General features: G+C 67.4%; 8 protein-coding genes and 1 pseudogene. 8 read left to right on the top strand and 1 reads right to left on the bottom strand.

Annotated elements, in window-relative coordinates:
• Positions 1–39 precede the first annotated feature (39 nt).
• The 4 genes from fusA (at position 40) to ACFWXQ_RS40530 (ending at position 8019) form a co-directional block, all read left to right on the top strand.
• Positions 40–2169, top strand: a complete 2130-nt coding sequence (gene fusA, locus ACFWXQ_RS40545) for an elongation factor G (RefSeq protein ID WP_383935619.1) — start codon at positions 40–42, stop codon at positions 2167–2169.
• Between the two features lie 143 nt (positions 2170–2312).
• Complete coding sequence (gene tuf, locus ACFWXQ_RS40540) at positions 2313–3506, top strand: elongation factor Tu (protein ID WP_055610510.1); 1194 nt, start codon at positions 2313–2315, stop codon at positions 3504–3506.
• A 206-nt stretch (positions 3507–3712) separates the two neighbouring features.
• Positions 3713–6886 (top strand): glycosyl hydrolase 115 family protein, encoded by a 3174-nt coding sequence (locus tag ACFWXQ_RS40535; protein ID WP_383935616.1) that lies wholly within the window; start codon positions 3713–3715, stop codon positions 6884–6886.
• A 53-nt stretch (positions 6887–6939) separates the two neighbouring features.
• The gene (locus ACFWXQ_RS40530; RefSeq protein ID WP_383935615.1) at positions 6940–8019 is read left to right on the top strand and encodes an endo-1,4-beta-xylanase; all 1080 of its coding nucleotides are present in this window, start codon (positions 6940–6942) and stop codon (positions 8017–8019) included.
• A 52-nt stretch (positions 8020–8071) separates the two neighbouring features.
• Here the strand turns inward: ACFWXQ_RS40530 and ACFWXQ_RS40525 are convergent, their stop codons facing one another.
• Positions 8072–9673 carry a hypothetical protein gene (locus tag ACFWXQ_RS40525; RefSeq protein ID WP_383935613.1) on the bottom strand — a complete coding sequence of 534 codons (1602 nt, stop codon included), beginning with the start codon at positions 9671–9673 and terminating at the stop codon, positions 8072–8074.
• Positions 9674–10084: 411 nt separating this feature from the next.
• Here ACFWXQ_RS40525 and ACFWXQ_RS40520 point away from each other — a divergent pair.
• From ACFWXQ_RS40520 to ACFWXQ_RS40505, 4 genes and pseudogenes are all read left to right on the top strand, one after another.
• Positions 10085–11113 (top strand): annotated as a pseudogene (locus tag ACFWXQ_RS40520) (putative T7SS-secreted protein); the annotation flags it as partial.
• Positions 11114–11687: 574 nt separating this feature from the next.
• A complete protein-coding gene (locus tag ACFWXQ_RS40515; protein WP_383935611.1) occupies positions 11688–12407 on the top strand; it encodes a hypothetical protein in 720 nt (239 codons plus the stop codon).
• 324 nt (positions 12408–12731) lie between these two features.
• Complete coding sequence (locus ACFWXQ_RS40510) at positions 12732–14072, top strand: AAA family ATPase (RefSeq protein WP_383935609.1); 1341 nt, start codon at positions 12732–12734, stop codon at positions 14070–14072.
• A 4-nt stretch (positions 14073–14076) separates the two neighbouring features.
• A complete protein-coding gene (locus tag ACFWXQ_RS40505) occupies positions 14077–14583 on the top strand; it encodes a hypothetical protein (RefSeq protein WP_383935607.1) in 507 nt (168 codons plus the stop codon).
• Positions 14584–14605 lie beyond the last annotated feature (22 nt).

The following is a 14605-nucleotide window of genomic DNA, read 5'->3' as shown; positions in this document are numbered from 1 at the left end:
TCGCTACCCCCATCGAGACCGAGAGAAGACCGAAGCCTTATGGCTACCACTTCACTTGACCTGGCCAGGGTCCGCAACATCGGGATCATGGCCCACATCGACGCGGGCAAGACGACCACCACCGAGCGGATCCTCTTCTACACCGGCGTCAGCTACAAGATCGGTGAAGTCCACGACGGCGCTGCCACCATGGACTGGATGGAGCAGGAGCAGGAGCGTGGCATCACGATCACCTCTGCTGCTACCACCTGTCATTGGCCGCTTGAGGACAACGACTACACGATCAACATCATCGACACCCCGGGTCACGTCGACTTCACGGTCGAGGTGGAGCGTTCGCTCCGCGTCCTCGACGGTGCCGTCACCGTGTTCGACGGCGTCGCGGGTGTCGAGCCGCAGTCCGAGACGGTGTGGCGTCAGGCCGACCGTTACGGCGTGCCGCGCATCTGCTTCGTCAACAAGCTCGACCGGACCGGCGCGGAGTTCCACCGCTGCGTCGACATGATCAGCGGCCGCCTCGGCGCGCAGCCGATCGTCATGCAGCTCCCGATCGGTGCCGAGGCCGACTTCAAGGGCGTCGTCGACCTGGTCACGATGAAGGCTCTCGTGTGGTCCGCCGAGGCGGAGAAGGGCGAGATGTACGACGTCGTCGACATCCCGGCCACCCACACCGAGGCTGCCGAGGAGTACCGCGGCAAGCTCGTCGAGACGGTCGCCGAGAACGACGACGAGATCATGGAGCTGTACCTGGAGGGCAAGGAGCCTTCCGTGGAGCAGCTGTACGCCGCGATCCGCCGCATCACCATCGCGTCCGGCAAGTCCGAGGGCACCACGGTCACCCCGGTGTTCTGTGGCACCGCGTTCAAGAACAAGGGCGTCCAGCCCCTGCTCGACGCGGTCGTGCGCTACCTGCCGACCCCGCTTGACGTCGAGGCCATCGAGGGCCACGACGTGAAGGACCCCGAGGTCGTCATCCAGCGCAAGCCGTCCGTGGACGAGCCGCTGTCCGCCCTCGCGTTCAAGATCATGAGCGACCCGCACCTGGGCAAGCTCACCTTCGTCCGGGTCTACTCGGGCCGCCTGGTGTCCGGCACTGCCGTGCTGAACTCCGTCAAGGGCAAGAAGGAGCGCATCGGCAAGATCTACCGCATGCACGCGAACAAGCGTGAGGAGATCGAGGCGGTGGGCGCCGGCGACATCGTCGCCGTGATGGGCCTGAAGCAGACCACCACCGGTGAGACGCTCTCCGACGACAAGAACCCGGTCATCCTGGAGTCCATGGACTTCCCGGCGCCGGTCATTCAGGTCGCCATCGAGCCCAAGTCCAAGGGTGACCAGGAGAAGCTGGGTGTAGCCATCCAGCGTCTCGCGGAGGAGGACCCCTCCTTCCAGGTTCACTCGGACGAGGAGACCGGCCAGACCATCATCGGCGGTATGGGCGAGCTGCACCTCGAGGTGCTGGTCGACCGTATGCGCCGTGAGTTCAAGGTCGAGGCCAACGTCGGTAAGCCGCAGGTCGCGTACCGTGAGACGATCCGCAAGACCGTCGAGCGTCACGACTACACCCACAAGAAGCAGACCGGTGGTACCGGTCAGTTCGCCAAGGTGCAGATCGCGATCGAGCCCATCACCGAGACCGATGGTCCGGCGTACGAGTTCGTGAACAAGGTCACCGGTGGCCGTATCCCGCGGGAGTACATCCCGTCGGTGGACGCCGGTGCGCAGGAGGCCATGCAGTTCGGCATCCTGGCCGGCTACGAGATGACGGGCGTCCGCGTCATTCTTCTCGACGGTGGCTACCACGAGGTCGACTCCTCCGAGCTCGCCTTCAAGATCGCCGGCTCGCAGGCCTTCAAGGAGGCCGCCCGCAAGGCCAGCCCCGTGCTGCTCGAGCCGATGATGGCCGTCGAGGTCACCACGCCCGAGGAGTCGATGGGCGATGTCATCGGCGACCTCAACTCCCGCCGTGGCCAGATCCAGGCCATGGAGGAGCGCAGCGGCGCCCGCGTCGTGAAGGGCCTCGTGCCCCTCTCGGAGATGTTCGGCTACGTCGGCGACCTCCGCAGCAAGACCTCGGGTCGCGCAAGCTACTCGATGCAGTTCGACTCCTACGCCGAGGTTCCCCGGAACGTCGCCGAGGAGATCATCGCGAAGGCCAAGGGCGAGTAACGCACACCGTTTGCACGCTTTAGGCTTGACACCGACCGACGGGATTCATCCGGAAACGGGAATCCCGGCGGGCGGCATCCCAGCAAAGATCACCCTGGCGCCGATGAGTAAGGCGTACCAGAACCACTCCACAGGAGGACCCAGTGGCGAAGGCGAAGTTCGAGCGGACTAAGCCGCACGTCAACATCGGCACCATCGGTCACATCGACCACGGTAAGACGACCCTCACGGCCGCCATTACCAAGGTGCTGCATGACGCGTACCCGGACCTGAACGAGGCCTCGGCCTTCGACCAGATCGACAAGGCTCCTGAGGAGCGCCAGCGCGGTATCACGATCTCCATCGCGCACGTCGAGTACCAGACGGAGACGCGTCACTACGCGCACGTCGACTGCCCGGGTCACGCGGACTACATCAAGAACATGATCACCGGTGCTGCCCAGATGGACGGCGCCATCCTCGTGGTTGCCGCCACCGACGGCCCGATGCCGCAGACCAAGGAGCACGTGCTCCTGGCCCGCCAGGTCGGCGTTCCGTACATCGTTGTCGCGCTGAACAAGGCCGACATGGTGGACGACGAGGAGATCCTGGAGCTCGTCGAGCTCGAGGTCCGTGAGCTGCTCTCCGAGTACGAGTTCCCGGGCGACGACCTTCCGGTCGTCAAGGTCTCGGCGCTCAAGGCCCTTGAGGGCGACAAGGAGTGGGGCCAGTCCGTCCTCGACCTGATGAAGGCCGTCGACGAGTCGATCCCGCAGCCCGAGCGTGACGTCGACAAGCCGTTCCTCATGCCGATCGAGGACGTCTTCACGATCACCGGTCGTGGCACCGTCGTCACCGGTCGTATCGAGCGTGGTGTCCTCAAGGTCAACGAGACCGTCGACATCGTCGGCATCAAGACCGAGAAGACCACCACCACGGTCACGGGCATCGAGATGTTCCGCAAGCTGCTCGACGAGGGCCAGGCCGGTGAGAACGTCGGTCTGCTTCTTCGTGGCATCAAGCGCGAGGACGTCGAGCGCGGCCAGGTCATCATCAAGCCGGGCTCTGTCACCCCGCACACCGAGTTCGAGGCGCAGGCGTACATCCTGTCCAAGGACGAGGGTGGCCGTCACACGCCGTTCTTCAACAACTACCGTCCCCAGTTCTACTTCCGCACGACGGACGTGACTGGTGTGGTGACCCTCCCCGAGGGCACCGAGATGGTCATGCCGGGCGACAACACCGAGATGACCGTTGAGCTCATCCAGCCCGTCGCCATGGAGGAGGGCCTGAAGTTCGCCATCCGTGAGGGTGGCCGGACCGTGGGCGCCGGCCAGGTCACCAAGATCAACAAGTAAGCCTCGCTTACCTGTTGGGCTTGAACGCCTGGTAGCTCCAGCATCGCTGAGCTCCTTGAAGGGGCCCGTACGACTTCGGTCGTGCGGGCCCCTTTGCTGTAACGAAACTATTCGGCGCCGACGACCCATTCCCCTCGTGGGCCCCTCCCTCCACCATTTGTCATGCCGCTGAGCAAATTCGCGATGACATGTTCGAGGGGTGAGGTATGTCTGGGGGCGTCAGCCGTAGAGCCGTTCTGGGGGCGGGAGTGGGGGCGGGGATCGGCGCGGGGGCCGGGCCGGCCGCGCTGTCCGCGTTGTCGGGTGCTGCGTGGGGGGCGGATGGGGGGCCGGGGTCCACGGATCCCGGCGCGTACATCTCCTTCTCGCCGGAGGGCGGGGCCTTTCCGCTGGTGGGCGCCCCGGTCGTGGTCAGTGGTGACGACCACCCCGGAGTCGTACGGGTGGCAGGGGATCTGCGGGACGACATCGAGCGGGTCACGGGTGTGCGGCCGGGTTCGGCGGTGGCGCGGGAGGTCGTCCTGGTCGGGACGGTCGGGCGCAGTCCGCTGATCGACGGGCTGGTCGCGGCCGGGAAGCTCGACGTCAGAGGGATCCGGGGCAGGTGGGAGACCTCGCTGCAGACTGTGGTCGAGCGGCCGATGCCGGGGGTGGAGCGGGCCTTCGTCGTCGCCGGCAGTGATCCGCGCGGCACGATCTTCGGGGCGTACGACGTCTCGTACGGGATCGGGGTGTCGCCCTGGTACTGGTGGGACGACGTACGGCCGGTGCGGCGGAGCGAGGCGTACGTACTGCCGGGGCGGTACAGCCAGGGAACGCCGGCGGTGAAGTACCGCGGGATCTTCATCAATGACGAGAACCCGGCGCTGGGGACATGGGCGCCTGCGTTCTTCGGTCCCGGGAAGGCGCCCGGGCATCCCGGCGGCTTCAACGCGGACTTCTACGCCAAGGTTTTCGAGGTGCTGCTGCGGCTGAAGGCGAACTATCTGTGGCCGGCGGTGTGGGGGCGGGCCTTCGCCGAGGACGACCCTGAGAACCACGCGAGGGCGAAGGCGTACGGGATTGTCATGGGCACGTCTCATGAGGCGCCGATGATGCGGGGTATCGAGGAGTGGAACCGGCATGCGGTGCCGGCCGTGCGCGACAGTGCGGGGAACGTCGTGACGCCGGGCCGGGATCCCTACGGCGGCACCGGGGAGTGGTCGTTCCGGCGCAACTCCGAGGCGGTCAAGGCGTATTGGCGCGAGGGCGTGCGGCGCATGGTCGACCAGGACTTCGAGGGTGTCGTCACGCTCGGGATGCGGGGGAACGGCGACACGAGTCTGCCCGACGGTGACGGCATCGAGCTGATGCGGGAGATCATCGCGACGCAGAGATCGATCATCGAGGACGTCACCGGGCGCCCGGCCGCCGAGACCCCGCAGGTGTGGACGCTCTACAAGGAGGTCCAGCGGTACTGGGACCGGGGGCTCCGGGCGCCGGACGACGTGACCGTCGTGCTGACCGACGACAACTGGGGCAACATCCGCAAGCATCCGGATCCGGCGGAGGCGGGAGCGGGGGCGGGAGCGGGGTCGAGGTCGGGGGCGGTTCGTGGTGGCGGGTACGGGCTGTACTACCACTTCGACTATGTCGGGGTCGGTCGCAACTACAAGTGGGTGGACACCACTTCGCTGCCGAACCTGTGGGACCAGCTCCACCAGGCGGTCGCGTACGGGAACCGGGAGTTGTGGGTCACGAACGTCGGCGACCTGAAGGGGAACGAGCTGCCGACCGAGTTCTTCCTCAACTACGCCTGGGATCCGGCGCGTTGGCCGCTGGAGAGGCTGGGGGAGTGGGAGCGGGGGTATGCGCGGCAGAACTTCGGCGCGGCGGCTGCTGCTGAGATCGCGTCGGTGCTGGCGAGGTATGCGCAGCTCCAGTCGCGCCGCAAGCCGGAGTTGCTGAACCGCAGGATCACGCTGGTGGACGGGAAGGTCGTGTACGACGACCAGCAGACGCCCTTCTTCTTCGGTCACCGTGAGCTGGAGCGGGTGACGGAGGAGTGGCGGCGGCTGGGGAAGGACGCGGAGCGGATCGGCCGACGGCTGCCGGCCGCGGACCAGGACGCGTGGTTCGAGCTCGTCGGGTACGAGGTGGCGGCGACGGCCAACCTGTACGGGTTGCGGCAGGCGGAGTTCACCAACCTGCTGTACGCGCGGCAGGGGCGGGCCGCGACGAATGACCTGGCAGCTGAGGCGGAGGCCGGGCTGGCCCGGGACTTCGCTCTCGCCGAGCGCTTCAACTCCCGGGTGGCGGGCGGGAAATGGCGTGGCTTCCAGACGCAGCCGCACATCGGGTACGGGGATGTGGAGCGGTACGGGCCGAACGCGCCGTGGCAGCAGCCCGAGCGGGACAACGTGGCGTTGCCGGACGAGATCTTTCCGGCGGTGAAGCGGGTCGGGGTGCCGGTGGCCGCCGAGATGGGGGTGGCGGTGGATGGGGCGGAGGAGGGGGAGTGGTGGCCCGGTTCCCATGCCCTTGGTGAGGCCGTGCTGCCTGTGTTCAGCCCGTACCAGACCCGGCCCGACCAGTACATCGAGGTCTTCAACCGGGGGCGTACGGCCTTCGACTTTCGGATCACGCCGTCGGTGCCGTGGATCAGGGTCGACCGTCCGCGGGGTCGGGTCGAGAAGCAGGTGCGGGTGGTGCTGACGGTGGACTGGGCCCGGGCTCCGCGGGGGCGTACGGAGGCGTCGGTGAGGGTGGAGGGGGCGGGCGCGGTGGTGACGGTGGGGGTGGTGGCCGAGTCTCCGTCGGTGGGCGGGTTGCGGGGGTCGCGGGGGTCGTGGGGTGCGCGAGGGCTTCGGGGGTTCGTCGAGGCGGGTGGGTACGTGGCCGTCGATGCCGAGCACTTCGCGCGTGCGGTGGGGACGTGGCGGCGTATCGACGGGATCGGGCGTACGGGGGCCGGGGTGACGCCGTGGCCCGTGACGGCTCCTCGGCGGACGCCGGGGGGAACGTCTCCGCGGCTGGAGTACGAGGTGAGCCTGCTGTCCGCGGGTGAGGTCACGGTGTGGGCGTATCTGTCTCCGCGGAACCCGACCCTGCCGACGGGCGGGCTGAAGTACGGGATCTCGTTCGACGGGGACGCCCCGCAGATCGTCGACATCCACGCGGCCACGGGTGCCGATGACGGGCTGATGGACATCGAGTGGGCCCGCAACACATCGGACAACGTCAATCGCACGTCTACGCGCCACATGATCGAGTCCGCCGGGGTGCACCGGCTGAAGTTCTGGATGGTCGATCCGACGGTGGTGGTGCAGCGGCTGGTGATCGATACGGGTGGGTTGACGCCGACGTATCTGGGGCCGCTGGAGAGCTACCGCGTTCGTTGAACTGCATTTGCTGAGCCGTTCTCGTTGAGCCGTATTCATGGGAGGGACCGCGCATGAAGAGCTTCCGCATGTCTGTTGTCGGGCTGCTCGGTGTGACGTTGCTGGTCACGGGCTTCACAGGTATCCAGACGGCTTCGGCGCACGAGGCCCCGCAGGGCGGGAAGGCTTCGCTGCGGGCGCTTGCCGAACGTGCCGACCTGCGGATCGGTACGGCCGTGGACATGGCGGCGCTGGGCGAGGACATGACGTATCGGCGGACGACCGGGCGGGAGTTCGACTCCGTCACCGCCGAGAACGTCATGAAGTGGGAGGCCGTCGAGCCGACGCGGGGGGCGTACGACTGGTCGGGGGCGGATGCGTTGGTGCGGTTCGCGCGGGAGCGGGGGCAGGTGGTCCGCGGCCACACGCTGGTGTGGCACAGCCAGTTGCCGGGGTGGCTGACGACGGGGGTGGCGGACGGTTCGATCGGAGCGGGGGAGCTCCGGGGGATCCTCCGGGAGCACGTCACGACGGAGGTCAAGCGGTACAAGGGCAGGATCCAGCAGTGGGACGTGGTGAATGAGGTCTTCGAGGAGGACGGTTCGCTGCGGAACTCGATCTGGCTGCAGAAGCTCGGGCCGTCGTACATCGCCGACGCCTTCCGCTGGGCACACGCGGCTGACCCGAAGGCGAAGCTGTTCCTCAACGACTACAACGTGGAGGGCGTCAACGCGAAGTCGACCGCCTACTACGAACTGGCGAAGCGGCTTCGGGCGGAGGGTGTTCCGGTGCAGGGCTTCGGGATCCAGGGGCACCTGGCGATCCAGTACGGCTTCCCGGGGGAGGTGGCGGGGAACCTCGCGCGGTTCGAACGGCTGGGGATGCAGACCGCCTTCACCGAGGTGGACGTACGGATGATCCTGCCCGCGGATGCGGAGAAGCTCGCCACGCAGGCGACGTACTTCCGGGGGCTGCTGGACGCCTGCCTGGGGGCGCGGAGCTGCAAGTCCTTCACCGTGTGGGGGTTCACGGACAAGTACTCGTGGGTGCCCGGGGTCTTCGCGGGGCAGGGGGCGGCGACGCTGACGGGGGAGGACTTCGGACGGAAGCCGGCTTATGGGGCTGTGCGGGAGGGGTTGGCGGCGGGGCGTTGACGTTGACCAGGGGCCTTGTCCGTGGCTGGGCCGGTTTCTGATGCGGGGCTGGTCAGCCTGAGGCCAGCTGTTCCGCTATCTCTTGGATCCAACCGGCGGTCTTCGATGGGTCGTTGAGGGTCTCGACCCATGCTTCCGGCTCCAGCTTGTGCTTGGCGGGGCCGGATTTGAGGGCGATGAGCAGGGATCTGGCGGACTCCCGCATCTCGGCCGTCGTGCTGCCGCTCCCGGAGATGTCGGGACCCGCCGCCAGGGCGTAGATCTCGCGCGCCATGGCCTGGCGTTCGCCCTTCGACACCTTCTTCCAGAACTTCAGGGCATGCTTCAGTGACTCCTTGCGGGACGCGGCCTCCTCGGGGGTCTCACCCTTCGGCGCCCAGCGCTCGGGGTGGTGGACCTCTTCGTAGCGCTTCGTGGCGGCGCGGAGCGCCTTGTACATGGTGACGCCGAGGACGAGGCCGGCCCCGGCCCCGGCGAGGCCCCATCCGACCGGGTTGCTCGCCAGTCCGACTGTTCCCGCCGCGACCGCCGTCACGATGCCGGCGGCGGCCTTGGTGGACTCGCCCCCGCCGCTGACCGTCTCCTTGCCCATCTTGGTGAGCTGCTTCTTCTTCGCGTACCCCTGCACGGTGCTCAGCTTTTCCACGTCTTTTTCGGCGCGCTGGAGGGTCTCGGCGGCGTCACGGGCTTCGCCCATCGCCTCCCAGGCGGCGTCGATGGCCTCGGAGACGAGCTCCAGTCGTTCCGGGCCGTCGTGGGCCCAGTAGGCGTCCAGTGCGACGTAGGCCTCCGCGGCGGCCCAGCCGGCCTGCTCCCGCGACTCGTTCAGCCGGGCCAGCGACCCGGCCTGGACGACGTGGGGGTCTCCCAGCTTCTTGATCTGCCGGTATTTGCTGGCCGCTCCCCCGACGCGGAAGGCGGACCGCATGCCCTTGATCGCGCCGATGGAGGCGCTGGCGATACCGCTCGCCTCGGACGCCACCGCGGCGTCCGCCGCCTTCTGGACCTTGGTCACCTCTTTGGCGATGGCGGCGCTGTAGCTTCCCGAATTGGCGGCGCCGACAACCGCGTCGGCCCCCTTGGTCTTGGCCCTCTTCTTCGCCGTGTGGTGGTTGGCCCCGGTCTCGTGCTTCTTGGCGTCCTTCATGTTCTTGTACGCGTCCATGCCACTGACCACGGTGCCGGCGGCCTCCGTGAGGAGGTTCCCCGACGCCGCGGAGGTCCCCGAGGCGGCGGTGGAGTGCTTGAGGCCCTCATTGGCCGAGACAGCGGCCTGCTGGGTGAAGGCCGCGTTGGTGGGGGTCTGGAAGCCCTTGATGAAGGTGTCGATGGGTTCGAGATTCTTCTTGAACCTGTCGAGGAGCGCGGCGATCCGGTCGCGATAGTTCTTCTTCTTCGCTCCGGCGGACGCGCCGCCGTTCTCCGCCGCCCCGTCTCTCTCGGTGTCCCGGGCGGGGTCTCGGGCGGTGTCCCGGGCGCGCTGCACCGCCGCGGTCGTGGCCCGGTTGCCGGCGCGGGACTGCATCGCGAGGAGGGCGTGCTCCGTCGAGCGTGCGGACGTACTCCCGGTCCGGCTCCCGTCCCGACGCTGCTGGGCCGACGTCAGGACGGCTGCAGACTGCCGTGTCGAGGTGCGGTGGATCGGGGTGCTCATGGATGGGCCTCTCCTGTACCGGACCGGGCGAGGCGAAGATAGCCAGACCTGGCTAACAGAAGGGGTGCGGTGGGGAAATTCCTCACGGAGACTGTGGGGCGCGTGTGGTGGGTTGCTCGGGCCGAGTACCCCCGGCCGGCGGGGAGTTCGCGTTCACTGCGGAGTCCGAAGCCCCGCGGCCGGCAGCCAAGTTGGCCGCCTGCCTCGCCCCGGGGGCAGGCCGAAGGCCGTCGCGAGGCCCAGAGTTGAGGCCCAGAGTTGCGGACGCTCCGTCGGAGCCCCCAACAGCAGCTCGACCGGCAGGCCTGACCTCGGGATCCGAACTGATCTTGCATGCGAGGGACGCCGACGCCTAGTAAATTCGCTGCTGCGTACGGTTTCGTACGGGGCAGTTGTGACGGGGGTTGAGGCGTGGCGGGTTATCGGCCGACGGACTGGCATGTCCTCGATCTGGAGAAGGATCCGACGCCGGGGGATCCGGTCCGGGTGAAGTCGCTGGCCAAGAGCCTGCACGACTTCGCGGACGATGTGCAGGACGCGCTGCGTCTCGTCAAGGGGATGGCGGAGGAAGACGCCGTCCTGTCGATGGTGGGGAAGACCGCCGATGTGTTCCGGGACGAGTTCTCGGGTGTTCCGAAGAACTTGAAGAAGCTGAAGAAGTCGTACGACCTGGCCGGGGACGCGCTGGCCGCGTACTGGCCGCAGTTGGAGCGTGCGCAGGCTCTCGCCGACAAGGCCCTTGCTCAAGGGCGGGAGGCGCAGGCCGATCTCTCCTCCGCCAAGTCCCGCCTGTCCTCGGCTGATTCGTGGGTGACCCGGGCCAACAAGGAAGCGGACAAGTACAAAGAGGACAACGACGCCGGCAAGGACGTCCCGAAGCCGGACGAGTCGAAGGTCCGTGCCGCGACGAGGGACGCGCAGAGCGCCGAGTCCGCGCAGACGTCCGCCCAGTCGGATGTGACCTCGGCCTCCAACGCGCTGGACGCGGCCAAGAAGATGGCCGCGGATGCGCGGAAGATGCGCGAGGACGCCGCCGGGGAAGCCAAGCGGAAGCTGGACGAAGCCTCCGACGCGGGGATCCCCAACCGTAAGTGGTACGAGGAGGTCGGGGACTGGTTCGTCGACAACTGGGACACCATCGTCGCCGTGTGCAAGGTCGTCGTCGCCGTCCTCGGGATCATCGCCCTCATTATCGGTGGGCCCATCCTCGGCGCCATCGTGCTCATCGCCGCCCTCGTCGTCCTGGCCGACACCCTCAACAAATATATGAAGGGGCAGGCATCCCTGTGGGATGTGGCCTTCGCGGCGCTGGACTGTATACCCGGCATGAAGGGCCTCACCACCGTCGGCGGACTCGCCAAGGGGCTCAAGGGCCTCCGGACCATGAACGGGCTCAAGGTCGGGCTCAAGGGCATGGCCGAGGGCGTTCGCGGCATGAGCGGCGTCTTCAAGGGCGCAGCCCGCATGCCGGGTGGCCAGATCCCTTACCGGGCGCTGTCCCCGAAGGCCAGGCAGCTCACCCGGGCGCTGGAGAACGGGCACATACCCATCCGGCCCGGAGAGGTGAATGTTTCCCATCTCTCCGAACTCCAGAGCTTCCACGGGGTCGAGCACGCCATCATCCAGAATCCGGCGGGAGACCTGCGTCTCTTCCGGGGGACGGAGCGGACGAGTTCCATTCCACGGGACCTCAGGGGACAGGACTACGATTTCATCGCCCATACGCACCCGGAAGACCGAATTCCCGGACCGCCCAACCGAATAGAAGAGGCGCGGGGAATTCCCAACAGCATGTCGCGGGACCTGGAATACAAGGCGTCGGATCATATGGAAGTCGTCGTCAGCAGGGACGGAAATCTGAGATTTTTCGACGGTGCGGGAATCCGTGAGCTGCCGCAGGGGACATATCCTGAGGGTGGTCCGGTGAATCCATTGGGGTTCATCGTTCCCGTGCGAATGGGATGACCGATGTGCACATCTGGCATGAACCGCGCCGCGGAAAGGGAAAGTTGTAATGAGCAATGAACACGCTTCGTGTGTCTTCTGCGGGGAATTCGTCCTGCACATCCCCGGGTGGGCCACCAGTGTTCCTTCGTACCGCCTCATGCGGGCGACCTGGCAGGAGGACCACGCGTTCGTGGTCGGGTCGCTCCACTTCTCCTGCCTGCGTGCCTCGCCAGTCCGGTCGGAGTTCGCCGCCGAGTTCGCGCAGATCGCGACAGGACACGGAAGGGAGATCACGTATCAGGCGGCCGGCGAGACCCAGACCCTGATCCAGCCCGGTCTCGGCTACGTCGAGCAGATCTTCCGGGGCGACGAATGCGCCATCCATCGCAGTGACACCCGGGACAGCTGGCTCGTGCAGGAGTTCGCCGGGCCCTGGTACGTGCTGGACCGGCCCCAGTTGGAGGACATCGCGCAGGGGAAGCAGCCTCGTCTCGACCCCGGTGTGGAGCGGATCGTGCTCCCGCGTGAGCCGATGGCGGATCTCGCCGACGCCACGCTTCCCGAACTCCTGGACAGCCTCGGCGTCACGGACCGGTATCCGGGCCTCGCGGCGGGGGAGCCGGAGTACGAGTTCTGGAAGTACTTCGCCCCGAAGCGCGTACTGGAGTACGCGGTGATCGCGACCCCGCCCCTGCCGACGGAGGCGACCGCGTTCCTGCGTGGCTACGCCCCGGGCTATCAGCCGATCGACTTCGACGCACTCGAACGCGACGAGCCCCGGAGCTGAGAAGCCGGACGACGCGGGCCGGGGGGCAGGCCTACGGTTCCACTGGGGAGGGAATTCCGACCCGTTTTCGGGCGAATTCTGAAGTCGGCCATGGCGTCCGAGGAGGATGGAGCAGCGAAGGAGGCGTCGCCGCGCATCGCCAGGCCGATGTGGTTGCCGGACACCCATCGGCGGGGTTCGCGTTCACCGCGGCGGGTACCCCGGCGCAGTGGGTACGTACGTGACGATTGCGCGGCGCGGCGGGATGCCGTTGGACGACTCTTGAAGGGTGCTGCTTAGCTGGGGACGGACATGCGAGGTCGACGTGACCGAGAGAGGTGGCCAGTGGAGACTCCCCGTCTGGAGGAGGTGCGCCTGACCTCTTTCAAGAGCTTCACCGACCAGCGCCTGCCCCTACAGGACCTCACGGTGCTGATCGGGCGCAACGGCAGTGGCAAGTCCAACAGCTTGGATGCGTTGATGGTGCTGTCCCGGTTGGCGCTCGGTGAGCCGGTGCGGGATGCGTTGGACGGACCGCGTAGCGGGGGAGAGGAACCGATCCGCGGTGGGGCAGAGGGGTGCGCCCCCCTCGGGGAGAGTCATTTCGCACTCGGGTGCCGGGTGCGCTCTGGCGGTGCGGTTTTCGACCTCGACGTCGAGATCGCGGTCTCCTCGGAGGTACGGATCCTGCGGGAGGAGCTGACAGCTGTCGAAGGCGTGCCTTACGGCGGCCGTCGGCTCGCGGCAGGCCGCTCGCTCCTCGCCAGCGATCCCGTGGATCCGCGCCGCAGTGATCTCAACGTGCGCTATTTCAACGGACGGCGTGGTCTGGACCCGGGCGTTCCGTTCTCCGCCGACCGTCTGCTGACAAGCCAGGTTCCGGTGCGGCTGCCCGCCACCACAGAAGCGACAAAACTCGTGCACCGGGCCGCACAGGACGTGCTCGCGGTCTTGAGGGACGTCTTCCTGCTCGACCCGGTTCCGCACCTCATGCGGCAGTACGTCAATGCGCGCGATACGGAGCTCAGGCGCAGCGCCGACAACCTGAGCGCTGCGGTCGCGGGCCTGAAGCAGGCTGATCCCGTCGCCTTCGAGCGACTCACGGAACTGGTGGCGGGAATGCCGGAGTATCCGGTGCGGGGAGTCAGCAGCGTCGGCACGAAGCTGGGCGATGTGCAGCTGGTCCTGCGTGAGGCGGGATATCACGGCGCCGAGCACGACGTCCCGGCGCGGCTCCTGAGTGATGGCATGCTCCGCTTCCTGGCCTTCGGCACGGCGTTGCTCAGTGCTCCTGTCTCCGACGGTGATGACGAGCTTCCCAGGGCCCAGCGCCATCTGGTGATCGAGGAGATCGAGAACGGCTTGTATCCCACCCAGGCCGCGCGCGTGCTGCGCCTGATGAAGGAGGAGTCGCAGCGACGCCGTATCGACGTGCTGTTCACCACGCACAGCCCGGCCCTGCTCAACTCCCTCACCGCACAGGACCATTCGGGTGTCGTTGTCTGCAGCCGGGACCCGGAGTCGGGCGAGAGCCTTCTGACCCGGCTCACCGAGCTGCCCGGATACGTGGACCTGCTAGCGGCCGGCGATCTCGGGGACGCGGTGACCAAGGGGCGTCTGCCCGATGCCGTGCGTCCCCGGGACACCGATGTGACCAGCGTCGAGGATTTCCTGAGGAGTCTGTGAGCCCGTGAGCAAGCACCGCGAGTCCGGGCTTCAGCTCCCCATCGTCGATTTCCTCGACACCTCGGTCTTCGTCGAGATCCTGGATGTTCCCTACATGAACGATCACCGCGTGCATGTCCTCGCGGAGATGCAAGCCCGGCTGGAAGCCAGGGTGCGCTTCGTGCTGCCGACAGCGACGGTGGTCGAGACCGGCAATCACGTCTTCCAGATCAAGGACGGCACTGCCCGCCGTACATGTGCCGCGGCCTTCATGAGCATGCTGCGCAAGACCGCCCTGGGTGCGGCCCCATGGGTCATGCACGAGCGCACCTGGGACGGTGCCTTCCTGAGCGCGCTGTGCGACGGCGGCACCACCGGCATGGACCTGGCCGAGCATGCGGTGTGTCAGCAACTCGGCACGGGTGACCTGAGCATTGTCGCTGAACGGGATCTGTACGCCGCCCGTGCTCAGGCAGAGGTCCGCATCTGGACGCTGGAGGCGACGATGGGGACGTGGGCCGAGCTGTCGTGATCCTGGCCCGCCGGCCGGCCTT

The sequence above is a fragment of the Streptomyces sp. NPDC058697 genome (genome assembly GCF_042715345.1).
In the GTDB taxonomy this organism is placed as follows: Bacteria; Actinomycetota; Actinomycetes; order Streptomycetales; family Streptomycetaceae; genus Streptomyces; species Streptomyces liliifuscus.
The sequence above is the reverse complement of the archived record's forward strand: the minus strand, read 5'-3'. Positions and strand labels throughout refer to the sequence as shown.